Annotated in this window: 21 protein-coding genes; 6 read left to right on the top strand and 15 right to left on the bottom strand. The window is 47.3% G+C overall.

Translation table 11 applies throughout. The features are described 5' to 3' along the window. Nucleotides 1-46: 46 nt before the first annotated feature. Both N186_RS00270 and N186_RS00275 read right to left on the bottom strand, forming a co-directional pair. Nucleotides 47-2,152 (bottom strand): glycoside hydrolase family 113, encoded by a 2,106-nt coding sequence (locus N186_RS00270; RefSeq protein WP_020961752.1) that lies wholly within the window; start codon nucleotides 2,150-2,152, stop codon nucleotides 47-49. Nucleotides 2,153-2,192: 40 nt separating this feature from the next. Continuing rightward, a complete protein-coding gene (locus tag N186_RS00275; protein ID WP_020961753.1) occupies nucleotides 2,193-3,050 on the bottom strand; it encodes an endonuclease III domain-containing protein in 858 nt (285 codons plus the stop codon). An 89-nt stretch (nucleotides 3,051-3,139) separates the two neighbouring features. Between N186_RS00275 and N186_RS00280 the strand changes: the two genes are divergently transcribed. Together N186_RS00280 and N186_RS00285 are read left to right on the top strand one after the other, a co-directional pair. Continuing rightward, nucleotides 3,140-3,871, top strand: coding sequence for a radical SAM protein (locus N186_RS00280; RefSeq protein WP_020961754.1), 732 nt, complete (start codon nucleotides 3,140-3,142; stop codon nucleotides 3,869-3,871). 126 nt (nucleotides 3,872-3,997) lie between these two features. Beyond that, nucleotides 3,998-5,719 (top strand): hypothetical protein, encoded by a 1,722-nt coding sequence (locus tag N186_RS00285; RefSeq protein WP_052886974.1) that lies wholly within the window; start codon nucleotides 3,998-4,000, stop codon nucleotides 5,717-5,719. A 46-nt stretch (nucleotides 5,720-5,765) separates the two neighbouring features. Here N186_RS00285 and N186_RS00290 read toward each other — a convergent pair whose 3' ends face one another. The 3 genes from N186_RS00290 to N186_RS00300 all read right to left on the bottom strand — a co-directional run bounded on the left by N186_RS00290 (nucleotide 5,766) and on the right by N186_RS00300 (nucleotide 8,661). Further along, nucleotides 5,766-6,161 (bottom strand): PIN domain-containing protein, encoded by a 396-nt coding sequence (locus N186_RS00290; protein ID WP_052885479.1) that lies wholly within the window; start codon nucleotides 6,159-6,161, stop codon nucleotides 5,766-5,768. Continuing rightward, nucleotides 6,139-6,375, bottom strand: coding sequence for an AbrB/MazE/SpoVT family DNA-binding domain-containing protein (locus N186_RS00295; protein WP_020961757.1), 237 nt, complete (start codon nucleotides 6,373-6,375; stop codon nucleotides 6,139-6,141). Before N186_RS00295 ends, N186_RS00290 begins: the two co-directional genes overlap by 23 nt. Before the next feature lie 144 nt (nucleotides 6,376-6,519). Continuing rightward, complete coding sequence (locus tag N186_RS00300) at nucleotides 6,520-8,661, bottom strand: transaldolase family protein (RefSeq protein WP_020961758.1); 2,142 nt, start codon at nucleotides 8,659-8,661, stop codon at nucleotides 6,520-6,522. A 134-nt stretch (nucleotides 8,662-8,795) separates the two neighbouring features. Between N186_RS00300 and N186_RS00305 the strand changes: the two genes are divergently transcribed. Further along, nucleotides 8,796-10,040 (top strand): serpin family protein, encoded by a 1,245-nt coding sequence (locus N186_RS00305; protein WP_020961759.1) that lies wholly within the window; start codon nucleotides 8,796-8,798, stop codon nucleotides 10,038-10,040. Between the two features lie 21 nt (nucleotides 10,041-10,061). On the opposite strand, the gene N186_RS00310 is transcribed toward N186_RS00305, so the two are convergent. The 6 genes from N186_RS00310 to N186_RS00335 all read right to left on the bottom strand — a co-directional run bounded on the left by N186_RS00310 (nucleotide 10,062) and on the right by N186_RS00335 (nucleotide 17,348). Next, nucleotides 10,062-11,186 (bottom strand): inositol-3-phosphate synthase, encoded by a 1,125-nt coding sequence (locus N186_RS00310; protein WP_020961760.1) that lies wholly within the window; start codon nucleotides 11,184-11,186, stop codon nucleotides 10,062-10,064. A gap of 373 nt (nucleotides 11,187-11,559) precedes the next feature. Further along, entirely contained in the window at nucleotides 11,560-12,516 is a 957-nt protein-coding gene (locus N186_RS00315) for an ABC transporter ATP-binding protein (RefSeq protein ID WP_020961761.1), read from the bottom strand. Beyond that, nucleotides 12,513-13,493 carry an ABC transporter ATP-binding protein gene (locus N186_RS00320; protein WP_020961762.1) on the bottom strand — a complete coding sequence of 327 codons (981 nt, stop codon included), beginning with the start codon at nucleotides 13,491-13,493 and terminating at the stop codon, nucleotides 12,513-12,515. Before N186_RS00320 ends, N186_RS00315 begins: the two co-directional genes overlap by 4 nt. Nucleotides 13,494-13,495: 2 nt before the next feature. Next, complete coding sequence (locus tag N186_RS00325) at nucleotides 13,496-14,371, bottom strand: ABC transporter permease (RefSeq protein WP_148681922.1); 876 nt, start codon at nucleotides 14,369-14,371, stop codon at nucleotides 13,496-13,498. A gap of 1 nt (nucleotide 14,372) precedes the next feature. After that, a complete protein-coding gene (locus N186_RS00330; RefSeq protein ID WP_020961764.1) occupies nucleotides 14,373-15,386 on the bottom strand; it encodes an ABC transporter permease in 1,014 nt (337 codons plus the stop codon). Between the two features lie 51 nt (nucleotides 15,387-15,437). Then, a complete protein-coding gene (locus tag N186_RS00335) occupies nucleotides 15,438-17,348 on the bottom strand; it encodes an ABC transporter substrate-binding protein (RefSeq protein ID WP_187147029.1) in 1,911 nt (636 codons plus the stop codon). A 198-nt stretch (nucleotides 17,349-17,546) separates the two neighbouring features. Between N186_RS00335 and bgaS the strand changes: the two genes are divergently transcribed. From bgaS to N186_RS00350, 3 genes are read left to right on the top strand one after another with little or no spacing between them, the layout of a single operon-like run. Continuing rightward, the gene (gene bgaS / locus N186_RS00340) at nucleotides 17,547-19,103 is read left to right on the top strand and encodes a beta-galactosidase BgaS (RefSeq protein WP_020961766.1); all 1,557 of its coding nucleotides are present in this window, start codon (nucleotides 17,547-17,549) and stop codon (nucleotides 19,101-19,103) included. Continuing rightward, complete coding sequence (locus N186_RS00345) at nucleotides 19,100-19,333, top strand: hypothetical protein (RefSeq protein WP_020961767.1); 234 nt, start codon at nucleotides 19,100-19,102, stop codon at nucleotides 19,331-19,333. Before bgaS ends, N186_RS00345 begins: the two co-directional genes overlap by 4 nt. After that, nucleotides 19,320-19,799: a PIN domain-containing protein gene (locus N186_RS00350; RefSeq protein ID WP_020961768.1), complete on the top strand. Its 480-nt coding sequence runs from the start codon at nucleotides 19,320-19,322 to the stop codon at nucleotides 19,797-19,799. The genes N186_RS00345 and N186_RS00350 overlap by 14 nt, the downstream gene beginning before the upstream one ends. Before the next feature lie 474 nt (nucleotides 19,800-20,273). On the opposite strand, the gene N186_RS09620 is transcribed toward N186_RS00350, so the two are convergent. From N186_RS09620 to N186_RS00370, 4 genes are all read right to left on the bottom strand, one after another. Beyond that, entirely contained in the window at nucleotides 20,274-20,414 is a 141-nt protein-coding gene (locus N186_RS09620; RefSeq protein ID WP_020961769.1) for a hypothetical protein, read from the bottom strand. Nucleotides 20,415-20,651: 237 nt separating this feature from the next. Then, nucleotides 20,652-21,647, bottom strand: coding sequence for an NAD-dependent epimerase/dehydratase family protein (locus N186_RS00360; protein WP_020961770.1), 996 nt, complete (start codon nucleotides 21,645-21,647; stop codon nucleotides 20,652-20,654). Further along, nucleotides 21,644-23,083 (bottom strand): acyl-CoA reductase, encoded by a 1,440-nt coding sequence (locus N186_RS00365; RefSeq protein ID WP_148681924.1) that lies wholly within the window; start codon nucleotides 23,081-23,083, stop codon nucleotides 21,644-21,646. Before N186_RS00365 ends, N186_RS00360 begins: the two co-directional genes overlap by 4 nt. Then, nucleotides 23,073-24,365 carry a phenylacetate--CoA ligase family protein gene (locus N186_RS00370; protein WP_020961772.1) on the bottom strand — a complete coding sequence of 431 codons (1,293 nt, stop codon included), beginning with the start codon at nucleotides 24,363-24,365 and terminating at the stop codon, nucleotides 23,073-23,075. The genes N186_RS00365 and N186_RS00370 overlap by 11 nt, the downstream gene beginning before the upstream one ends. Nucleotides 24,366-24,662: the final 297 nt, after the last annotated feature.

A 24,662-nucleotide genomic window follows, 5' to 3' on the forward strand; every position in this document is an offset into this window, starting at 1 on the left:
CACTCTAATATTTAAGGAGTTATATGGCTAACTTTTTGCCGTTTCCTTAGCTCAATTGCTGTTCAGCCTTTTCCTGTGAAGTTTTCTCCCTTTCGTTTTTATTTTGTCTCTTGGATCTGATATACAAAAGGGAAACAAAGAGAAGAAGTACTACTAGTAGTATGTTTATTGCAATAGAGTAGCCCAGAGCTGTTTCTGTCCGTGAAAGCTTTACGGCCAGTTCCTTGTACTGGGCTTGGAGTTTGAGCAGTGTCTCCATTGTGTCCATATAGTCGTTTATCACTTGTGAGAGCCTTGTCTGTAGGTATGTACAGTTCTGGAGGCACGACTCGTAGAGTGACTTGTATGTTTCTGCGTCCAGAATGTATTTTGTAGCGTTCTCTATGCAGGACTGTAGGAATGTTTTGTAGGCTTGGAGCTCGGTCTCGTTTATGCATTTTTTGCTTTCTAGCTGTTGTTGGATTGAAAGAAGCGGCACATATTTCCTGAAGACTTTTTCTGCAAGTTTACCTAAGACGTTGTAGCCTGTCTCGTCCTCTTTCCAGGAGCCCTCGTCCCAGTAGAAGAAGCCGTTTATTCTTCGCGACTCCTTCAAGAAGAATATCTCCCACAAGCTTGCCTGGGCCTCTTGGTCTGGTTTCCCTCTTCTCTGCCAGTCCCACGGCTGGAGACCTGGGTTTTCCACGCTCCTGTACCCTATCTCTAGGAATACGACTGGTTTCCCGTAGAGGAACACCAGTGGCTCTATTCTTGTCTCGTGCACGATGTCCCAGCTCGTAATATTCAGGATTGGGTAATACGCATCTACACCTATGAAGTCAAGCATGTCGGTAAATATCGTGGCCTCGTGTCCCCAGTTGGCAGAATAGCTTATTGGTCCACTATATTTTGCTTTGACCTTTAAGATGAGGGGGCGCCAGCTGGGGTCGGCCTGTAGCATGGAGAGCTCTGTCCCAATGATATAGGCATCTACGCTTTTTTCTTGAGCTATTTCCGCATACTTGAGGAGTATAGCCTCGTAGCTCTTGAACCAGAAGTCCCTATTTAGCGGGTTTACCTCTCCGCTCCAGCTATTTTTGACGTTTAACCCTATTCTTAGGAAGACCTTGAATCCCCTCTGTTTAGCAGCGTCTATAGCGTAGCCAAGCTGGTCGTCTGGGACTGTTACACTGGAGGTGTGGATAACGCTAAACACCGGAGAGTCCATCTCATAGTAGACTGTGTACTGGACACTGTTGAATCCTATGTCCTTGAGTTGGTCTAGGAGGTTTTCGAGCCACCCCTTTGGGAAGTCTCCCCATAGGGGCACGTTTACGCCGAGAAAGTACATGGATGCGTTAGAAGGCTCAGAGAACGGGTAAAATACGTTGCTGTCCTCTCCGTAGTCTTCCTGTATCGCTACCGCGTCGCATCCCCCATATATGTAGGTTAAGGCATCGTAGCCAATCATCTTGTTGAGGGGACTCGTAGAGGCCTTTGTGGATACTATGCACCACGTAGACGCATTAACAGCTTTGGCGGCGCTTGCCATCTTGTAGTAGTGGTCGATGTATTCCCACTTCTTCTCCCCATAACCGTAGACCGCGCTTTCAATCACTATCTCCACGCCTGAGAGATTAAGAGAGACGCCTCCTACAGGGCCGAAGACGTCATCTGGGTTCCAGAAGTTTATCGCTACCCTCATGTTCTTGCTCTTGACGTAGTCTATGAGCTCTTTCTGGTGTAGCCTAGCCTGCTGCTTGTTCGAGGCGACTCTTCCCACTAGATAGTCGAAGCCGAACTCGTCGAGGAATATGCCAGCTACGCCCATGTCTGTCCACAGGTCTATCCTTTTCTTTGCTTCGTCTAGTGGCAAAGTAGACTGCACATATCCGTAGAAAGTCGCCCTTGATCTCTGGATAATCTTCAATGCGTTAAGGTGGTCTGGATGTTCAGGCGACTCTAGCCCCGCTCCTAGAACTACAATGTCGTATTTGTCGAAGAGTCTTGCAGCGCCCTGTATAGTAGTGCTACCGTTGAAGAGGCTCGGGTAGCCGTAATAGATAAGTAGCTTTTTTGGCTTGTTCTGTGGAGAGACAGAGGGATAGCCATATGCTATAGCCATCGCTATAATTATTACAGCGATCAATGCAAGCGATACAATCCTAGACATTTACCCCACGGGGTCTTATATTTAGAGACATTTAATTATCTTATCTGTGCCAATTTTCCCGACAATGCCCTACAAAGGGACATTCTCTACATTTTTGGCGGGAACAGTAGGTCGTGCTGTGATGATAAAAGACTGTTTGAACCCAGCCTGCAATTGTTCCATACTCGTTGCCAAGTTTAGCCCTCAAACAAGTGTTGTACGCGGGGCATTCCCCGCAGGAATGCTTTGTGCACAGCTCTTTTCTTGGTGGGCTTCCCGCTATTCCAAGGCGTCTAGCCATTCTTAGGGCGTGTCTATCTATTGGCGTAGCTGAGGGGTCTATACCTGTAAACAGTAGGTATGCATCTGCAGTTTTGGGTCCCACATGGTCTAGCCTCAGAAGCGCCTTTCGTGCCTCCCAAGGGTCTTCCAAAGGATAAACGTTTTCGACATATTGCCTGAAGACACGGTTCAACTGTCTTAGCTGGAAACTTGTCCCGAACTTTGTAAAATCTAAGCGGAGCAGTTCTTCTATGTCGTCCTTTTCGAAAATCCTTTCTGTCCATTTCAGGACATTTGTTTCCCAAGAGGTTGTGCGGCTCAAAAATACCGCGATGAATATTAGGTGTCGGTCGCTGGGACTAATAGCAAGCCCTAGATCCCTATGGGCATAGAACAGTGACCCGGCTCTCTCTACTATTTTTTCTTTTCCGAGCCAGAGTCCACTCCAGTGCCTCAGGTCAAGTGTATCGCAGTCCTCGCAGTATACGTTTGCACCGTTTTGCCATAGCTTTGCTCCTTTGCCTTTCCCGGCAATCTTTACGTATTTTAATCCACGGCGCCGAAAAAGTGGCCTTATAAATGAGGGTTTAAGCGTTTCTTCCAGGCTGAAGCCTTCCCACGACTGAATGTAAATCATTTCTTGCATGAAGGAGGGGGGCGGGGTTTATATTTTCTCTTCCTGGGCAACAAACTATTTTTAGGTAAAGGCGCATGGAAAAACTGTAGATGTCCACACATAGCGACGCTCGGCAAGGCTATGACCCCCTAAAGTTGGGAGAAGCGGTTCAGGCGCATGTAGTGAGGGGAGACGAGAGGAAATATTATCGGTTTAGGGGTGGCAAGTGGTATGGAGGCATCGCTACAGCGTACTGTGTCGGCTGTAACTTGAGGTGCGTGTTTTGCTGGGGCTGGAAGGCAAGGGACAACTTCAAGACATATGGAGACTACTACGGGCCAGAAGATGTCTACAGGAGGCTTGTAGGTATAGCATCAAGGAAAAATTATAGGTATGTTAGGGTCTCTGGGAACGAGCCGACCCTTGCGTGGAGCCACCTGCTAAAAATTCTCGAGTATTTTGACCAGGATGGCCGCTTCCGCTTTATCCTCGAAACGAACGGCATCGTTATCGGGGCAGACAAGTCCAAGGCGAGAGACCTTTCAAAGTTCGGAGTGATCCACGTCAGGGTTTCACTTAAGGGTACAAACGAGGAGGAGTTCCAAATGCTTACAGGTGCAGGGGGCGAGTTCTTCAGCTACCAGCTAAAGGCTCTTGAGAACCTCCTCAACTATGGTGTAAGGGTTCATCCAGCTGTGATGTTCTCTTTTTCTAGTGATAAAAACGTCGAGGAACTAAAAAATAGGCTTGCCAATATCGATAAGAGGCTGGTAGAAGAATTCGAGGAAGAATATGTCTTTCTATACCCTCACGTTGTTGCACAGCTTGAGAAATCAGGCTGAAAACCTAGAATAGCATATGAGCCCAGCAATATCCCTGAGGAGCTGGTTTGAATGGTGTTGTCAATATAGTCTATATTGTTAAAGTCAAGTTTAAATAGCTCTTCATAAATATAATGTCGAAGAAAAATGAAAAGGCGGAATAATTGGAACGCACAGAGAAGAGTTGCCGGAGAAATGCTTCGCAATGTGCTTCGGTCTAATATACTCGTCTGGACCGGTATACTTGTATCAGTTGCCACGATGCTCTTTTCTAGCTGGCTTTCTGTCTTGCCGTTAGTCCTGCTAGCACTTGCTCTGAGCATTATGGCATCTGAGAGACGGGGCATAAACTACAGGTTGCTCGCTTTTCTGCTGGGCCTCGTTTCTTTCCTTGTGGCAGTATTCGTATTTGCTACCATTCCTCCACTTTATCTCTCTTGGATAGCCTTTTTTGGCTTTCTCTTGGTTCTATCTGCTAGGAACTCGAAGATCCTCGTGGTGTTCATAATCCTCTTGTTTGTAATCCTGCCTCTTCTTGTAGCCTTCAGGGAGTACCTGACGGTTTCTACCTACAACATTGTAAGGGTTGGCTCCCCAGAGGAGCTGAAGACCCTCTTTAATAACCCGGGCTCTGTCGTCCTCGTTGGACACGCGATGGCCGATGCGGTCGCGCATACACAGCTTTCCCCCAACGAGAGGATAGCAGAATGGGAAGAAGTGGTCATAAACGGGACTCCTTACTGGATATTTGCAGTTACACCATTAAACACAATTGCGCAGAACTATGTTAGCAAGCTTATACTTGTAGATGTCCAGACAGGAGAGACTAAAGCGATACCCGTCCACATGTCGGTTGGCTCGGGACTCTGGCTTACCAACAGCATTGAGCTGAGAAGCTTCCTCTTGAGTAGCCAGCCAATAGGAAATACCTACCCATTCATCCATGGAGGCAAGCCCTACTTCGCCGCATGCGTGAATAGGCTTGCAAATCTGGGACTCTCAGAGTACCCAGGCGAGGTATACGTGTATGACCAGGACGGAAACCTGAGAAGGTCTCCCCAGTTCAGCGGAGACATGTCTATGCCTGAGAACTATGACTGGGAGTACCTAGACTGGTACGTTGGGAAGTGGCTCTACTATCTCTCTAGCCTGTCGCCGGTCTCCCACTCTTTCTTCTCGAGGGGGTTCCTATGGATCCCAGCGAGCCAATACAGCCAGGACCTGCTCAACATGACTCTACTGTTGCCTGGAAGAAGCGGCGACACTGTCCGCGTGTATTTCGGCGTTAGCCCCAACAACCCGAACAGCATAGTCTCGATAATCATAGCAAACAATACAGGTGTCTATTATTATGACGTCAAGACATTGGGAATCTACAGCCCATACTACGTCCAGTCCCTAGTGCAGGCAAAGCTACCAGCGATAAGCGGGGGACACCTATACTCAAAATACGCACAGCTAGTCTACTCCAATGGCTACCTATGGGTTATACCCATATACGCCCAGACAAACGTGGTCTCCCTCTGGGGTCTAGCCCTAGTTAACGCGACAAGCCCGTCCGAGATGAGCATTTACCAGTATTCGCCCAGCTACGGGTCCTACAAAGACTTCCTAGCAATGGCGCTCAGCTTAGGCACAGGTCAAATAAGCCATCCGACATGCAAAGTTGTAGCGGGCAACGTGACCCGCTTACTACAGTTTGTCTACAAGGGCGACACCTACTTGGTTCTCGAGGTTAACGGAAGACTACTATACGCGACCCCAGACATCGGCATCCAGGAGTTTACGAGGCTCCTCACAGTCAAGACAGGCGACCAGGTGAGGCTTTGCGTCAGCGATGATAGGATTGTCCAGGTTTTTAAGCCTTAGTTAAGCAAGCAACTTCAATGGATCCTTTTTTCTATAATATTCTAGGTTATGGTATTATGTGTAGCCCACTCCTAGAGGCGAGTTTTCTCAGCTTCTTGTCATAAGTTGCAAGTGCGCCTTCACGGAGAGCAACACTGAACACGATATAGTCGTTCAACGTCTCTAGCGAAGCTCCCTCTTCCAGCATTCTACCTATGCCTCTCCGCACAGTTTCATAGTCCTCACATATAAGCTCAAAATCTGACAACTCCTTCATCTTGAGCTCTAAAAAAGAAGGATTACCTGTAAGCCTGGCAAGTACCCAGAGATACTCGTAGAGAACAATGCGAGGCACTACTACCTCGTTTTCTTGGAGTACCGCGTAAGCCTCTTTATGATGCTCGCTGTCCTCGAAAGTAGCATACACAAGAACATTAGTGTCAACTACTACTCGATGCCTCATCCAGAGCCTCCCTGACTATCTCATCGATGTCTTCTGGGCTTAGACTTCTGCCGAGCCTAAGCGTAGTCCACCTCCTCCTGTAAGGTTTCACGAGAATTACTCCGCCCTCTTCGTCAAGCTCTACTTCGACGTAGTCTCCCTCCTTTATGCCAATCCTGCTTCTTATATCTGCTGGTATAGTAATCTGGAAGTTCCTAGTAACTTTAACCCGCATAGTAAAAATATGTAACATCTAATAAATAAATCTTTCTAGTATAAAGGAGGAAAATAAAACCTTTCAACAAAGCAGGAGGGCAAAGATAGTTGCCGTGCTAAATGCGGAAAACTAGCAAGCCGTTCTAATCTAAATTTTCACATCTTACAATATCTCTCGGGCTTTCCTGATGCACTCTTCCCTGAATGCATTGTAGGCCTCTGTGAAGCCTTTCATTGTCTTTGTTCTCGAGCCGAAGCTGGCCCACTCGTTTGGCTTTAGGCCTCCTGTGCCCATCTCTTCTACCCCATAGATTCCGACCTCTTTAAGAGTCTTTGCAAGTTCTGGCGTGAGCTCGTAGGCCTTCCTGAAGTCCTCGATCGTCAATAATGTTTCTAGAACTTCTGGGCTGTGTTTCCTGGTTATTGACCAGTCGTAGTCCTCGAGTCTTAACCCTTTTTCGGCGTACTCTAGGTGGACGTTGAGCTGGTGGTTGGGAAACTCAGTGTTTGTCATGTTTCTCCTGGCTAGTGTTAGGTATGTGTCGGAGGGCTTTCTCTTTGACGCTGGTAGGACGTCTATGCCTCTTAGAACCTGTTCGGCTTGCGTGGGGTTGATGCTGTAGTTCTTGACGAGGTAGCTTATCCATTTTGGATAGTTTTCGTCGCTGAAGAATATCCACCAGACTCTTTGGGCCACAAGGGTTCCTGCGAGGCTGATTGCCTCCTCGTATCTCTTCAGGTAGGCCATGACCTCTTCTAGCGTTTTCCCGTGGGTGCCTGCCTTTAGTAGGAAATCGGCTAGAGCCTCGCTTGCAAGGGTCCTTATGTATGCCTGGCTAGCTGTCAGGTAGGCTTTTTCCTCCAGGCTAGACGCCTCCACGCTGTATCCCCAGCCCGTCGGTGCACGCCATGTTTTGCCTGGCTCCGCCCCGGGAACCCCGAGCCTCTTTGCCAGCTCTGCTAAGGCTTGCTCGGGCTGCTCGAGCCTTCTCAGCGCTTCTAGTATTAGTTCGGCCGCCTTGGCTTCTCTTAGATGTGCCTCGAGCCTGCCACCCATGTTTGTCTCGTATACTTTGGTTAGTCTAACTCCTCTCTTCACTGCTTCTGTCCTCCCCTCTATTTTGGCTAGGATGAGCTGGACCTCTTGGGAAACAGTAAACGTGACTGTGTTGTTTGTGCCTATACCGAGGCTTTCAAGCCTCCTAGTTATCTCTATGGACGCCTCGCTACTACCTGCGACCTTAAACACGATGTTGGGTCTTCCTCTTTCCAAGTGGCTTGGCCATCCCCAGAGCAGGTACGCGTCGTATCGCCTAAAGTAGTCTTCACTTAGCTGGTAGATCCTCATTGCGTCTCTCAGGCTTCCCTCAACATCATCAGCAACGTTTGGGTTTAACTGGTAGCTGACCATCCCGTCCTGAAAGTCTAAGAGATAGGCGGCTGGCCTCAAAACCTCCATGTTAGGCCATAGAGCAATCAGTGTAGCTGCCATGGCCAGGGCGTCAGGGTCTTTTTCGATGTTTTCGACTAGTTCTGGGTGCTTCTTGAGGTAATCTTTGAACCTGTCCCAGAGAGAGGGGTCGTCCTTGTAGGCCTCGGCTGCAAGAACGGGATTCGTGGATACCTGGACGAAGCCCATGTGCCTGAGCCATCTCAGTCCAAGGGCGTAGTCGTTGCCGAACCTGCATAGACCCAGCTTAGACATCTTGTAGTATGCGTTGGCTTGGAGTTCTCGTACAGCCTCAAAGAGGAAGCTGGATGCAGGAAATGCTGGGTCAATTTTCTTCTCTATTTTTTCAGCCATCCATGCAAGCATGCTCTTTGTTTTTGGGTTGCTTGACATGACCTTCTTCATGTCTCCCAGAATGTGGTCGACAATGTACTTGGCGGATACGGGCTCTGCTACCTTACTTCTCTCTTCTTTTTCTAGTGAGGAAACTTCCTCCCTGATAAAAGACAGCGCCTTGACTCGTTCCTTTTCAGGTATTTTTGCCCAGTCGGCCTCTAGTCCAGCGGTGTTTAGGGCTATTTCTATTAGAAGCTGGTAGATCCATGCCCTCTTTGCAAGCTTTTCTTCGCTACTAGCCGACTCCAGTCTTAGAAATTCTAGGTGTGCTTGCCTGCATACTTGACCAACGATTCGCGAGTACTCGCCGATTGTTGCAGGATTTAGGATGTTGTCGGCTCCCAGCTCTGGGTATCCTTTTAGTGCTAGGTACACAGCAAGAGAAGAATGGTCATGTGTAGGTGGGACTGTGGGGAGTTCTTCTCGGTATAAAAACGGGGGGCTTTTAGGACTCGACATGTGTAGGTTTTCTTATACAACTGCATATTATCTTTTTTGGCAAGACTTATATGAAGGGCTGTACAAATCCTTGAACACATGTGTCCAATACGTGGCTTAATTAGGCTGGGCTACCAACTATTTCTTGACAGAAAATGCAGAAACCAAAAAGATATGTAAGGATCGCCGCCATACTACTTTTGTTTGTTGCAGTAGGAACAGGGATAGGAATGTTACTCACAAATAGGGGGCAACAGTCCCAAACCCAGATACCGAGCCTTCCATCTGTTAAAGCTAGCCCAGTAGAGTCATACACGGGCTTCGCCTTGAAGTTCGCGCTACTGTCTGGTCTTGGAGACAAAAATACAGCAGTGTCGCCTTACAGCGTCTACCAGGCGCTGTTAATGCTGACCGAGGGATCCGCAGGGGATACAAGGTCAGAACTGCTAGGTGCTCTCCAGCTGTCTTCCCAGGCTGAGGCTAGAGAATGGTTTAGGTCAAGCACCCAGAGGTTCCTAAGTGTCCAGCAACCAGCCAGGACAGCTATTGCGAACAGTATTTGGATAAGGGAGGGCGTACCCGTAAAGCAGACCTACGTGAATATCCTCAGGGAATATTATCTTGCAGAGGAATACTCTTTTAGCGAGCCCTTAGACGCCACAAAGAGAATAAACCTATGGGTATACGACAAGACATACAGGCTCATAGACAAGATAATAGACCACCTTGACCAGTCCGCGATTATAGTACTCGTAAACACGGTTTACTTCAAGGCAAACTGGACAACACCTTTTGAAAACACCTTTAATGATACTTTCAACTCGCCTAGGGGGCCCGTAACGGCCACATACTTATCGGGTACAGTAAATGCAAAAGTGTTGGAAACTGACAGCTACATAGCTGTTGCGCTGGGCTACGTTGGGACAGATATAAAGTTTGTAGCTATAATGCCCAAGAAAGCCGACCTGAAAAGCTTTATGACGAAAATCTCCGAGAAAGATCTACTAGGCATATTTACTGAGCTTATGAAGAAAGAAGACGAAAGAGTCAAGCTCGTACTGCCCAGATTCGACATAGACAGCGGCATTATAGAGCTTGTACCCCTCCTGAAACAGATGGGCATAAAGAAGGTATTCGACCCAGACCAAGCAGACCTCACCGAGATGCTTGACACGAGCAAGCTCGCTGGTAAAGCATTTGCCAGCAATGTTTTCCACAGGGCTAGGGTAAAAGTAGACCTTTACGGGACAGAGGCGGCAGCCGCAACAGCGATCGTAATCAAGGTTACGGCTGTTCCGGGAGAACTGAAAACAATAAGGGTAGACAGGCCCTTCGCATTCTTCCTGGTAGACCCCTCTACAAACGCCATCCTCTTCGCTGGAAGCTACGTGGAGCCTTAAAAATTATTTTTCTCTTTTACTCTATTTCTTTTTCAGCTCCTCGGCAAATGCAACCAAATCATAGTAGGCCCGTATTTTGGACACGTGTCTCGCACCCATAGGGCCGGGACGCTTCATATAGAACCTGTTAACCTCTGGGAGGGTTCCATACAAGCCCTTCTTCAATGCGAGGAAGCCGAGACGGGCAAGGTCAACAATGTATCCTGCGAGCGCCGGGCTATCATTTATACGCATGTTTACTACGAGCTCGTCCATGAAGCCGCCAAAGCTAATCCACTGCATATGCATGGAAACAAACTTCTTGTCTCCTAGCGGCTCTAGGTATCCCGTAGGTCTAATATAGTGGGGAGGGTCGTAGCCTAGAATATCCTTTAAGAAGCTTGACTTTGTCTTCTCCTTGGCATCGTTCCTGTCTGGATCCATCAGAGCGAGGAAATCAGTGTTGCCCCCAATATTGAACTGCGCAATTGAGAGAATCTTCCTATTCCTCTCCTTCAGATGTTCAGCAAGATCAATAGTGAGAGGGGTTGCTCCGGTTGCCCCATCATCTCCTAGGACGAGAGACCTGCTTTGTTCTGCTCTCTTAATAAAGCCGGGGCTCCCAGCCACGTATGCCGGCTGAAGGTTAACATGGGCAAGATTGCCGCGCCTGAGCAACAGGTAGGCATATACCTGTGAATGTGGCAAGATGCCTTTGAGGGCTTTTTCCTCTGCTTCCTCCCAGGAGAGTACAGGCTCAGAGTAAACAGTGCTAGTAACATCTATAACAACGTCTGGCTTAACATCGTCTAGCCACTCCTCGAACTTAGCATAGGCGTCTCCAAGACTCCTGCCCGAATCGAGGGACTTAACCTTCAAAAAGCTGGGTGTACTCCTAAGAGCTAGACCCGGCGAGACATAGATATCCCTAAGCTCCGGCTCGGGCTCCAGCCCATACATTTTAGCAACTTCATATAGGCTTTTGCCGACCTTCTCCTCATCTACATCGATACTCCCCACAATTTCGAGGTCACTGATGCCTATGCCAAGATCTAGATTCCCGAGAGGAACCCCAGAAGGCTCAAGCTTCCCTGCCTTAATCTTCGAAAGCCCCCATGCAAAAATAGTTGCCACATATCCCTGTCCAATCAGCGCCACTCTGACCATATTATTTCATAGTTATGAAATAGTTTATAAATATAAACTTTTTTCCCTTGCAATACCTATTACAGTAACAAGAACCTGGATAGGCCTAAGCCCAATGTCAACTCGACTACCAACAGTATATACCTTCAGGAAATATTATCATATCCCTACTTATAACCCGTATACCCAAAAAACTCGAACAGAAAATCCAGGAAGTTGATACTTAATTGAAGTGACGAGATAGGAAAATTATAATCAAGCGGGCAGACGAGGGGACCCGACAAAAACACCTAAAAGAGTACATCGATGTGTTCAAAAGGAACCGGTAGAGTTGAAAAAGAAGGGCGTCCTTCAAGAGTAAAAAATGGGAGATGTTTACCTAGAAGAACTTTGATTACTCGTAGAGCCAGCACTTGACTTTTCTCCCGTCTTTTGTAATGACTGGAGGTGCCTGTGTTATACACTTGTCCATCCTGTAGGGACACCTGTCTGCAAATGGGCATCCAGTAATCTTTCCTGCAAACTCAACCTTCCCAGGTCTATATTTTATTTTTTCTTCCCATGGCTTGTCGATGCTTGGAGTAGACTCTGACAGCATTTTGGTATAGGGGTGGAGCGGGTCCAATAAGATGCTGGCAGGACCCTCTTCTACTACTTGGCCCTTGTAGAGAACCAGAATCCTGTCTGAGGCATAGTGCATTGTTGCCAGGTCGTGTCCTATGAGGAGGATCGATATCCCAAGTTTCTGTTTGAGATCCAAGAAGATGTTGAGTATGTCTACCCTGGTTGAGGCATCAACCATGGAGACAGGCTCGTCTGCAACTATTAGGTCGGGCTTGACAAGAAGTGCTCTTGCTATGGATATTCTCTGAAGCTGTCCACCGCTTAGCTCGTGCGAATGCTTGTGGAGAACTTCGTCGTAGTTAATCCCAACCATTTCTAAGTGTTGCCTTATCATGCCCTCTGCCTCGACCTTGTCATGTGTAAGCTCGTAGTTGTTCACCACGTCGAAAAGGGGCTCGAGGACTGTTCTCCTGGGGTTAAAGGAGCCGTAGGGGTCTTGGAAGACTCCCTGGACATGTTTATAGTAGTTTTTGAGGAAGCTAGCAGAATAAATGTTAGTGATGTCTTTGTCTCTGAAAAGTAGCTGGCCACTCGAGGGCTTGTATACTTTGAGTATTATTCTGGATATTGTTGATTTTCCGCTACCAGACTCTCCGAGCAAGCCTACGATTTCGCCTTTCTTCACGTCAAAGGACACATCACTTAGTGCCTGCACGACCGTGGAGCCGAATAGTCCGAGCTTAAATGTCTTCGACACGTTCCGGAGCTCAATTATTTTTTCACTCATTCCTTTCTCACCTCATAATATAACCAACAAGAAACCCTGCGACCGTTTGCCAGAGTGACTACTGGGGGCTCGTCCGTAAAGCAACGTTTAACAGCGTATGGGCACCTTGGATGGAAAACACAGCCTGGCAGCGGAGCGGCGAGGTTTGGCGGGACACCTTTTACGCCCTCCAGCCTAGTAGTTGTATAGTGTACGCCTTTGGGTGGAATAGCCTTGATTAGCATCTTCGTGTAGGGGTGGAGCGGGTTACTGATAATTTCGTCTATGGGTCCTTCTTCAACGATTTTTCCTCCATACATTACAACTATTCTGTCGGCGATCTGCCTAATTGACGAGATGTCGTGTGAAATTATGAGGATAGACTCTACGATGCCGCTGTCTCTTAGGTCTTTTAGAAGCTCCAAGACGTATCTCTGGCTAACGACGTCCAATGCCGAGGTAGGCTCGTCCGCGATTAGCAAGCTAGGATTGAAAAGTGTCGCAATTGCTATTGCAACCCTCTGTCTCATGCCTCCTGAGAGCTCCAGTGGGTACATGTCTAGAACCTTTTCTGGTAAATTCATCATGTTGAGCCTCTCGACGAATATTTTCTCTAGCTCTTTGGGGTCAACGTCTTTCTCGACTGCCAAGTCGTGTAGGAATACTCTAAGCTTTCTTATCACAGGAAGCGCATCTAAGACGTACTGCGGTATTATCGAGACCTTTTTTAAGAGTATTTTGCGGCGCAGAGCTGGACCTATCTTTACGAGGTCTATGTCCCCGTTTAATACGGCTGAGCCGTCCACAATATGCATTGGGGGCTTCGGCAACACAAGTGACTGGGCCAGTGTAGATTTTCCGCTACCAGACTCTCCTATTAGACCAACTATGCTTCCCTTGGGGACATCAAATGAAACCTTGTTCACTGCCTTGATGGTTGCAAACAGTGTCCTATAGTGGACAGTAAGGCCCCTAACCTCAAGCGTATTTGCCGACACATCTATTCACCTCTAGCCCTAGGATTGAATACCTCCTCAAGCGAATTGACGAGGAGGTAAAGCGAAGTTATCAGGACGACTATCACTATTCCTGGAAGGAGCCATGCCCACCATACCCCTGATACCAGTGCCCCCATCTGGAGCCACTGCTGTACCCTTGCGAATAGGGACCAGTCTGATGCCTTGATGCCGAGAAACTCTAATGTAACGATGGTTCCCAGGGCATTGGCAAGCTGTATAACGAAGACTAGGAGGACATACGACGCCATGTTGGGCAACAGATCCTTAAAGATTATTTTCAATGTAGAGTTGCCGCTAAGCTTCGAGACGGCTACGAAGTCGCTGACCTTTAGTGCCGAAGCTATAGACCTTGTAGCCCTGGCAGTCCAGTGCCAAGAAAGCAGACCCGTCATAACGCCGAGGAGCACTATTGTATATAGGTCTTTAAATGGCCCTGTCACTGGGGCTCCCAAGATGTAGAATGTCCCCAGGATGACTAAGAGAAAAGCCGGCGGAATCATCAATAAGAGAATTGTTAAACCGTCTAGAACTGAGTCTGTTACTCCACCTACGTAGCCGGCTATGATGCCGAGGCCGACACCGACTATTGTTGCAATTAGCGCGGCAATAAGTCCTACTGATAGAGATACCCTTAGCCCATACACAGTTGCACTGAAGACATCGTATCCCATATTATCGACACCGAAGGGGTGTTCCCATGAGGGTGGCTGGGACCTCACTGGGAGAACCTGGTTGGGCTTGTATGGCGTCAAAAAAGGCCCAATTATGGCTAAAGCGATTACTGCGAAGATTGCTGAAACGCAGAACCAGAACATCTTATTCCTCTTTAACAAATAGATAGTTATGCTTCTCGACATTTTACACACCCGATATGCCGAGCCTTATCCTTGGGTCTAGCATTGCGTACAAAATGTCCACAATAAAATTGGCCACAATAACCATCAATGTGTATGCGACAATTATGCCCTGGATGAGAAAGACGTCCCTGAAGTTAATTGCATAAATCAAAGCTATGCCTGCTCCAGGATAATTAAACACAGAGGAGACAACGATGCCCGCGACTATTATCGTTCCTAGCTGTATTCCGAGACCAGATATCTGTGGATTAATAGCGTATCTGAACGCGTACTCTGCAATTTTCCTGTCGGAGAAGCCTAGCATCTCCATGTACCTGGAATAGTTTGAGCCAAGCTCCTGAATCATCATAGACCTCATTCCAGACGCCCATCCACCAATAGCTATGAGGGTCAGTGACAAGAAGGGGAGAGTGTAAGCTTTCAAGAAATTTGTCAGGGTCTCCCCGTTGAAAGAAGTGAAAATAGCGTCTATGTCGCTAGACATAATCGTTGCCTTGAATACGGGATAGACCACGCCGAGCTCATAGGCAAAGAGGAGCCCAAGTAGGAAATAGGGAGTAGCTGTCAAAACGTAGAATATGGGCAAAAGAAACTTGTCGAGCTTTCTGTTCCTAGCGGCTAGAGCACCGACATAGTTCCCGATGAACCAGCTAACGAGGACGCTTGGCGTCAAGAGTAAGAGATCTCTAACGAGTATCTCACGCAACTTGCTTGTTACCGGTGCAGAGAAATAGGTACTGTAGCCCAGGTCACCCATTATTAGCCTGCTCCAAAACAGTGCGTACTGCTGTGGCAGGGGAAGGTTCCACCCTAGAAACTCTATAGCTCTCCTCCTGTATTCTTCGATTTGTTCCTCTGTGTATCTTACGCCTGGAGCCATCATGGACCTCATTACATTGGTAAGGGCTGGGTCTCCTGGGGCGAAGCGGATAAGTAGCCATACAATAGTTATGGCAATAACGAAAACGACTAGATATGTTGCTCCGCGCTTTAGAATATAGGATTTAACAGACATGTTTTCTACACCTAAAAATATAAAACAAAAAAATATATTTTTTAATTTTCTTTATTTCTTTCCCGCCTCTTCTTTTTTGGGCTTCTTTCTAAGGAACATGTAGACAGCTATGACAATGATGACAAGCACTACGATGACTATGCCTATTGTAGTGTAGTCTGGGCCAGCAGGAGCTGTTGGCTGTGTAGTTGGCTGGGGCTGTTGCTGTGCTGGCTGTGTTGCCGGCTTGAGGTTGAGGAGCACCAGCAAGCCGCCGTGTTGCCATTGTCCGTTCCAGTTTGTTGGAACAGCGTATGGGTTATTATCGTTCGGCCACCCTGTCCAGTACTTCTGGGAAGCAAGGAACCAGTAACCATTCAGCCAGAGTGGTAATGCTGGCATCTCGTCTAGCAAGATCTGCTGGATGTCCCTCAGGACGCTCTTCATCTTGTCCGTCTGGTCTGGAGGTATCTTGCCGAGCTGGGTAATCAGTTGCTGTAGCTTCGCGTTCTGGTATCTACCCATGTTTCCTGTCCATATGCCAGGCGTAGCGTTGTAGGCCCAGTAGTATAGCTGGTATGGAGTGGGCGCGGCGAAGCTTCCGAAGTTGTTTATAGCTGCGTCATATGTGCCCTTGTCTATTTGCTCAACATATGCGCCGAAGTCTGGGAAGACAGCTTCCGCGTTTATTCCGACAGCCTTCAAGTCGTCTGCTATGCTGATTGCGGCGAACATCCAGTCTGTCCAGCCATAGGGAACAATTATTGTTACTTTTAGTGGCTTGCCGTCTGGGGTCTCGCGCCAGCCGTCCCCATTGACGTCCTTGTATCCAGCCTGGTCTAGGATCTGCTTCGCCTTCTGTGGGTCATACTTGTATCCATACTGGTTCAACAAGTCTGTGGCAAGGTATTGTTGCCAATATGGTAGGAGGCCAACAGGGTTTGAGGCGACGACTGCACCTTCATAAGCCGAGTTAATTATCTTGTTTATGTCTATTGCATAGTAAAGTGCTTTCCTAAAGTTGGGGTCGTTAAATGGCTTCTTAGCCGTGTTCAAGAAGAGGAATGCAACGTTTGCCGACAAGTAGTATGGGCTCTTTGAATAGAATGAAACTACGTAGCCTTTCTGAACCATTGTTGGTCCTCCAGGTATGTAGAAGGTACTCCAGTCGAGCTCGCCGGCTCCCAGCATGTTGGCAGCTACCTGGTTGCTGTAGACAATTACTCCCTTTATGTACTTGGGGCCTGGAAGCTTTCCGAAGACGTCTTTGCCCCACCAGTTGTCGACTCTTTCCAGTATGAAGTAGTCGTCACCTGTGTATAGCACCTTGTACATTCCGCTTCCCAGAAGCTTTGTGGGATCCTTGTTTTCGGCAATGACGGGCCACTTGCCGAGGTCTGTCAGCTCGTTTCCGTACTGGTTTACATAGGGTTCATAGTATTTCTTGGGGAGAATTGGTGCACTGTAGAGCTGGTACAGGAAATCTCCATAGTTAACGTTCTGCGGGTCAAATTTAAAGCGGACGGTCTTGCTATCAACAACAACGACATCTGTGATGTAGTTTCTTACTCCTGCCCAAGCGGCAGAAGTAACTTTCCTTGGAACATCGTAGAACGTAAACCTTACGTCGTCTGCTGTTACGGGGCTGCCATCCCACCATTTGGCCTCTGGCCTAATCTTGATCTCGACCTCGGTTGGAGATATCCAGTTGGGCAGTGCTGCGGCAAGCCACGGCTGGAACCTTTCGTTCTCAGGCTTGATTGGGATCCATAGGTATAGCGGCTCATAGATTAGGCCGTTTGTTCCTGAGACAGAGCCGCCATAATTGAGTGGATTGAATTTCTTGGGGGGCTCCCACCATGCTCCACCAGTTATTAGCGTCTGTTCTCTTGGGATGTTTGGCGGTTGCGCTAAGACGGGTACAGCGACAATGATTGCTATCAGGAGTATGGCTATTGCCAGGGATATTTTCCCTTTGTTCATGTTTATCACGGTTGTATTTTTTAGGCATGTTATAATTAGCATGGCTCTTTATAAATTTTGTGGTAGTTATTTTTAAGGTAAAAGTTACCTTGGAACGTATTTAAAAGTATAGACTGAGTATTTTTTTATAATCCTCGGTTGATTTACAGCAAGAGGATAGGTTTATAAGCATCCTCAGAAAAACCTAAATTGACTAAAATGGTTAGAAAGGAATTCCCTGAGAACTTTAAATGGGGCGTCTCTCAGTCGGGATTCCAGTTCGAGATGGGCGACCCGTACAGGAGATACATCGATGTAAACACTGACTGGTGGCACTGGGTACGAGACCCCAAAAACATAACGAGCAAACTTGTTAGTGGCGATTTGCCCGAGGAAGGTATAAACTATATCGAGTTCTACAGGCACGACCACGAATACGCGAAAAACCTTGGAATGAATATTTATAGGCTGGGTATAGAGTGGAGCCGTATTTTCCCCTATCCGACAACATTTATTGAGACGGATGTATCCTACGACGGGAACGGTCTCGTCCAGGATGTAAAGATAGATAAAGAGACTCTAGCCAAGCTTGACAAGATAGCCAACAGGGACGCCGTTGCAATGTACCGTGCAATAATACAGGACCTCAGGTCGAGAGGCTTCAAAGTAATTGTAAACTTGTTCCACTTCACTCTGCCATTCTGGCTACACGATCCAATCAAGGCCAGGGAGACAAACCTCAACAACGACAGAAGGGGGCTCGTAGAGGAAAGCTTCCCGATAGAATTTGCAAAATACGCTGCATACATTGCCTGGAAAATCGGAGACCTTGTGGACATGTGGTCGACAATGAATGAGCCAATGGTGCCAGTAGAGCTCGGCCTTATTGGGCCCTATACAGGTTTTCCGCCAGGCGTGATGAGACCAGACGTTGTACCAAGAGCCATGGCTAATATTGCCCTTGCACATGCACTTGCCTACGAACAAATAAAGAGGTTTGACACCGCCAAGGCTGATGCGGACTCTTCTTCCCCCGCGGAGGTGGGCATTATCCACAACATTATCCCAGCTTATCCTGCAGACACGGCAGGCAACGATAGGGCTGTTGAGCACTACAACTATTTCCATAATACCTATATTTTGGACGCTATTACAAAGGGACAAGTAGACCTAGAACTAGACGAGAAAACCATTGTTAAGGCAAATGTTCTAGGCAACAAGCTTGACTGGCTAGGTGTAAACTACTATACAAGGATAGTTGTCAGAGAACAGAAAGGGAGGTTCCCCGGTCGACCAGTCCTAGACTTTGACGGAGTAGCAGGCTACGGATATGCATGCGTCCCATTCGGCTTCTCAAAGATTGGAAGACCATGTGACGGTATGGGGTGGGAAATGTATCCAGAAGGTCTTCTAGATGCCCTAAAGATAGGCTACAAATACGCCAGCAAGATATATGTCACAGAGCATGGGGTATCAGACGCTAGGGACATACTTCGGTCAAAGTCAATCGTAAACCACCTTTACATCTTGCATGAGGCAATCGAAAGCGGCATCCCAGTTAGGGGGTATCTACACTGGGCCCTAACAGACAACTATGAGTGGCCCCACGGATTTAGACAGCGCTTCGGTCTCTACGAGGTTGACTTGCTTACAAAGGAGCGGAGGCCGCGGAAGTCAGTAAGCCTTATGCAGGAGATAATCTCCGGGAACTCCCTTAGAGATAACCATTTATCAGCCCTCATATCCTTCAACAAACATAGCAGTGAAAATATATGACCAAAACCATAGCGGTAGACGAGGCTACCTGGAAAAAGCTAAGGGCACTTAAAGACAAGCTTGGACTGCAGTCCTACAACGACGTTATAAACATCCTGGTTGAGCGATGGCACGTCACTGAAATAAAAGAAGCCGTAGACACATTGAGCCTGGATCTTGAGCCGCAAGAAGCCGTCTCCATACTTAAAAGCATGAGAAAAATGAGGGCGCCAAACATTGACAAACAGTGAAGAGCTCCTCGAACAATCCGACCTGTTGCTTGACGCGTCAGCTCTGGCTGTACTTCACAGCTCAAAGTATAGGGACTTTATACCCATAATTGTTTCTAGATTCAATGTTCACGTTACAATTTTCTCGCTGGTAGAGTTCGCAGCGTCTATATACTATACGAGAAAAACACCGCCCTCCACAAGTATAATGCAGGTCATGCGGAAAATATACAACGTGATTGACACCCTCGACGATGCACTCATTGAAAAAATCGCAATGCTGATGGGAGAGCTTACTCACTACTCTATACCTGCCACTTTTGAAGACGTAGCCAACGTAGTCATAGCCCTGCAGAGAAAAATGGTTCTTGTAACTGGGGACCCAGAGAGATACACGGGTCTAGAAAAATACGGCGCGATAATACTTAACGTGGAGGAACTTATCCAGTCAACGGAAGAATTCTTGGAAAGAGAAATCAAGCCATAAGTTTCTCGCAACTCCCTTCACTTTTAGTAGTAATCGCACCTTTAATAATAACATAATGGAAAGAATATACTCAAACTTCGTCGTGCCTAAGAGCATGTAGACCCTGAACTGACTTGTAAGCACCGTCAAGCGAGACTATAATTCCGTCAAAGAGCAAGGCAGTAGCAGCGTGCAACGAATCAAAAAATGAAGGGTCATGCTTCTCTCTTAGCACTGAAGCCCTAATTTGTACTTCAAGCGTTGGAGGCGCTTCTCTCAAGTTTGGAGAGTTCCAAAAGTAGAATAGGTCTTCCCTAATATCACGCTCGCCGTATCCCCTTTACCTAAGGAGCAAGGAATATTCTAAATAAGCCGAGGAGGCAACTCGTACATTTTTGTATTTTCCTGTAGCTACCTTTTCAAAGAATTTGCAAACAACTTAGCGATAATTATCATTCTTGTTAACATAGGCAATCAGTGAGTCTACCTCCACAATCATTTTCCAGCCTCCCTCATGATGACTTCGTCGGCCTTTTCCTCTACAACGTCATAAGTAAGAAGGGGATCCTCGTACTTAGCGCGCAAAGCTTTTGCAGGGTTCTTAATTACCTCTATGATTACTTTACCATTTTCCACCCTCCATACTAGAATGTCCCCGACCTCTAATCCTAAAACTTTCCTGATGCCTGCTGGATCACTTGTAAGATACTTATTACTTACTTTGCTATGCTCCGTAACTAATCCTAAGAATTATAAGAAATCTTAGCTTAAAAATTTTCTTAGCTCAGTTATTTCTACCAAATTTAATAAATCGTATATTCCACGAGATTTGGCTTATTATTTGGCTCTTTAGTTATTTACTCGTTTTTCTTACTATTTGATATAGTTGTTTTGTTTGTACCATTGGATTGTTTCACGGAGCCCAGTCTTGAGGTCGTATCTTGGCTGGTAGCCTAGTTCCTTTCTGGCTTTTTGTATGCTGTAGGCCCTGTTCGTGGTTACGGAGTCTACAAGCGCCGTCCTGTGCATCAGGTTTCCCTCTCCAGTTAGACGGTCATAGGCTTCTAGGGGTGCCAAAAGGATCTTCGCTAGTAGAGGTGGTACACTTATCTTGGGTGGCTTTATCCCTGTTAATTCATAGAGTATCTCGTATACCTGGTTGTACGTGTACCACTTGTCCTCGGTGATTATATATGTCTGGTTGACAGCGACGTCTTTTTCCAGTGCAAGCATGAAGCCTTGGACAACGTCCTTCACATGTGCGAACTGGATAAGTGTTTCTCCTGTCCCTATCTTCACGAGGCTGGCAAGCCCCCTGCTGGCGTAGCTCGTGATAAACCAGTACGACACGTCGTCAACGTTTCGTGGGCCATATATCCCCGAAGGTCTAATAATCGTGTATTTTAGCCCTTTCTCTGCCAAGGCCTTTACCTCTGCTTCAGCCTTTGCCTTGGATCGCCCGTATTCGAACTGCGGGTTTAGTGGAGTAGTTTCGTCTGCCGGCGGGTTTTTCACTGGCCCTATTGCCTCTGTGCTACTACAGTATATGAAGCGGTCTACATTGTTTTTTAGGGAGGCTTCTGCGAGCCACCTTGTCCCCTTAACGTTTACAAGCTCGTATAGCTCTTTCTTGCCAAAAAATGTGTAGTAGGCAGCTAGATGCACGACTACGTCTACGCCACGTGTTGCTGGTCCGAGGGTTTCAGGCTTCGTTATGTCGCCCTCTATCATTTCGACTCCTAGTTCTCTGAGGAGCGCCGTGTTGCTTGTCCTGCGTACAAGTGCTCTAACGCTGTATCCCTTTGCCACGAGCTCCTCGACGAGGTGTCCTCCAAGGAAGCCTGTAGACCCTGTGACTAGTATCTTCACTGGTCCCTCACCCTGATATAACTTGTATAGGTGAAGGCCGAAGGTATAAAAGTCCCGTCGTATGGCTCGCTTGGGGTTCTCAGGTAGCTTTCTCCGAGTGGGACAACCCTGTAGACGCCTGTCCTATAGATGTTCTGCATAATTTCTTGCAGTTTTTCTATTGAGACAGCTATGGAAAGGGTCTGCACCCTGTCGACCCCCTCATATGCGGGATTTGATGGAAGCTCGGATACGAGGCTTAAAGCTTCCTTTATTGATGAAACCCTTATTATTTCGAGGAATCTCCTCCTGGCATATAGGGGTAGCAGAGAGCCGCGCGGCAAGGTGGTTAGAAGGCTCTTCTCCTCGGACAAGACTATGGTCCAAGGATTGCTGGGGTCCTGACTTGCGATGACTTTTGCTCCCGCTAGTTCAAGGCTTCTCCGTAACACGAAGAGTTGGTATGGGAGGCTTTCCATTTTTATGGGGTACTCCCTGCCTATACGGTCCAGCGAGGAGGCTAGTTTTTCTGCAAAGAATTGTAGCTCCTGCCTTGTACCAATGAACGCCGCCTGAGTTGGTGAACTACATAGTTGCTGGTCGTAGAGAACCATTTCTAGGGCAAGTTTCTCGGCTGTCTCGTCTGTTGCTTTTTCCGCATCGATTATCGAGAAGCCCGTCATTGGACCATTTACAACGAGCCTCGGCCTGTTGGGATTTGAGGAAATAGTCCTAACTATCACGGTTCTGCCCGGCTCGCCACCCCAATAGTTGACTACGCCTAGCGGCGCTTTTTCCAAGAGGGTCTTCAGGTTCCTGCTTTCATGTGTAAAGTAGGCGACGAGAAGGGCTCGCCTCACTGGCTCGTCCGATGGGATATCTTGGAGTGGTTGGAAAACTTCGCGCACGGCTTTGAAGTTTGTTAGAGAAGGCCTGAGGATTGTGAAGTTGCCTGTAGCTAGGGAGATTGTTCCAGGTATCAGAGGTGGGACTACAGAGTTGCCGGAGCCTATTATGAGTACTGGGCCTGCCGGAAGGTTTCTGACATATTCTCCTGGGGCTAGTTCTACGGGTTCCTCTAGGCTTCTGGAGCCTCCGACTAAGCTAACATTTAGTAGTCTCCTTAGGTTGTCCTGGCTTAGGACTTCTCCTACAAATTCTAGCTCTAGACCTATCAGTGTCTCGCTGTAACCAGTTGACTTTGCAAGCTCCCTTTTCAACGTGTCAAGCCTTCCATGTTCAAGTTTCTCAAGCCATATCTCCCTCAGGTGCTCAAGGACGCCGAGCCTTTTCGATAGGGGCGTACTTGAAAGTTCCTGCTGTAGTCCTCGTGCTTCTTTTAGGAAAGATAAGAGCCAGTCTGTCCTGGGCTCGTAAATTTTATTCCCGTTTAGATTGATTTCCTCAACAGCTTCATTTTGGATCAAAGGATGAAGCGGAAAAACTTCACTCTGCATTTATTTTTCCACCCTTAACCATGAGCTCTTCCAGTGTCCCGCCGCAAGCCCTCTGAAGGCTCCATCCCTCATCCTCAGTTAGTCTCCTGACATAGATGAACTCTCTTCCATAGTACCTATCTGAAGGGACCTGCCTCATAATGTCTCCAGGAATAAATACCTCCAGCCATGTTATAGCCATGGGGTCGAAGATTCCGAGGATGCCGTCGACGTTGTAATCGTTTATCGGCTTGTAGGTCTTGGGGTCCAACAGGAAAACCTCCTGTAGTGGATGAGGAATCTTGTTCATTACGCCGTAGTTGTCTAGATGAGCCGTGAGGGTCTCAGTCATCCCTAGAACATCCATGAATGGAACTGGAACTTCCTGGCCCGTGTCGGGGTCCTCGGCCCTGAAAACCTTTCTAGCTTTTTCAACTATGACTCCGTATTCGGGAATGTTGAAGCCCTTTGAACCGCCGCCTGTAACTATGACTCCGCCCCTTCCCAGGTTAATTGGTGGCGCACCTGCAACAAGCTTGTAGGCTATCCTCTTTAGAAAGCCAAGATTACCAAATTGCTCTGACAACAGGTGGACTCCGGCAGGCGCAGAGAAGAAGAGCTTTGGCTCTTTTTTGCTTTTTATAAATTCTAGTATCCTTTGCTTGTTGGGAACAAGCCTCTTCCATAGTGGCCCGCCAGAGGACTCAGGCAAGAGATCCATCCCGTAAAGGAGGGGGATCTTCTTGTACTGCAAGGCAAGGTCTACAAAGGCTACAAAGTTCAAGTGGTTTTTTAGCTCCTCTGCGGCTAGAAACAAGGCTAGACCCTTGCCTGGTTCAAGGAAATGCCCATATACATACTCGAATAGATTGGCATTAGCCATAGTCATCATTAAAAGTTCGATTGGGCTCCTGTAGACCCTTACTGGATCCTTACCAGTTGTACCGCTAGACCTGAAGACATATCCTCCCTCGTCCTTGTTGGGGATGTAGAACTTCTCTATACCGTTTCCCCTCAATAAGTCCGATGGGACAGCCAGCTTCGCCAAGTCTTCGACTTCTGCGGCTTTGGGGTCGATTCCTAGGGAGTCAAACATCCTCTGATAGAATTCGCTGTTCCTAGCAAAGAAGTCTAGAGAGCTCCTAAGCAAATCACGTCTAAGCTTAGCGAGGTAGTCTGGAGACTTTTCGAAGAGAGTTTTGTCCTGTGAGAGTTCAAAGAGCCTTTTCACGTGTGGGTCGCTGAGAAACTTGCTTTCACTGGCCTTTTTTTCTATCCATTCATACGTAGGGAGTACACTCATATAATCACTATTTTTTCGCCAAAAGGCCAAATAAATTTTGCCAATAGTTAAATTCACATCTACAGAGAACTCATGGATGTGAAGATCTCCTTGTCTACATTTTCTTCCAAATCAATCCCAGAGTAAAACACTGTTTGAAATACTATGCACAGTTCCTAATAGGGGCGAACAAGTTAGTGTATATTGGGACTTTGCATCTTTTTTTCAGTAAAGTTTTTTTAATTCTCTCTAGGGATGGAAAAAGAGTTCTTGCATCCTTTAACCCAGTTCTTTTTCCATTAAAATTTTGCGCACAAT

The organism is Thermofilum adornatum, from assembly GCF_000446015.1.
In the GTDB taxonomy this organism is placed as follows: Archaea; Thermoproteota; Thermoprotei; order Thermofilales; family Thermofilaceae; genus Thermofilum; species Thermofilum adornatum.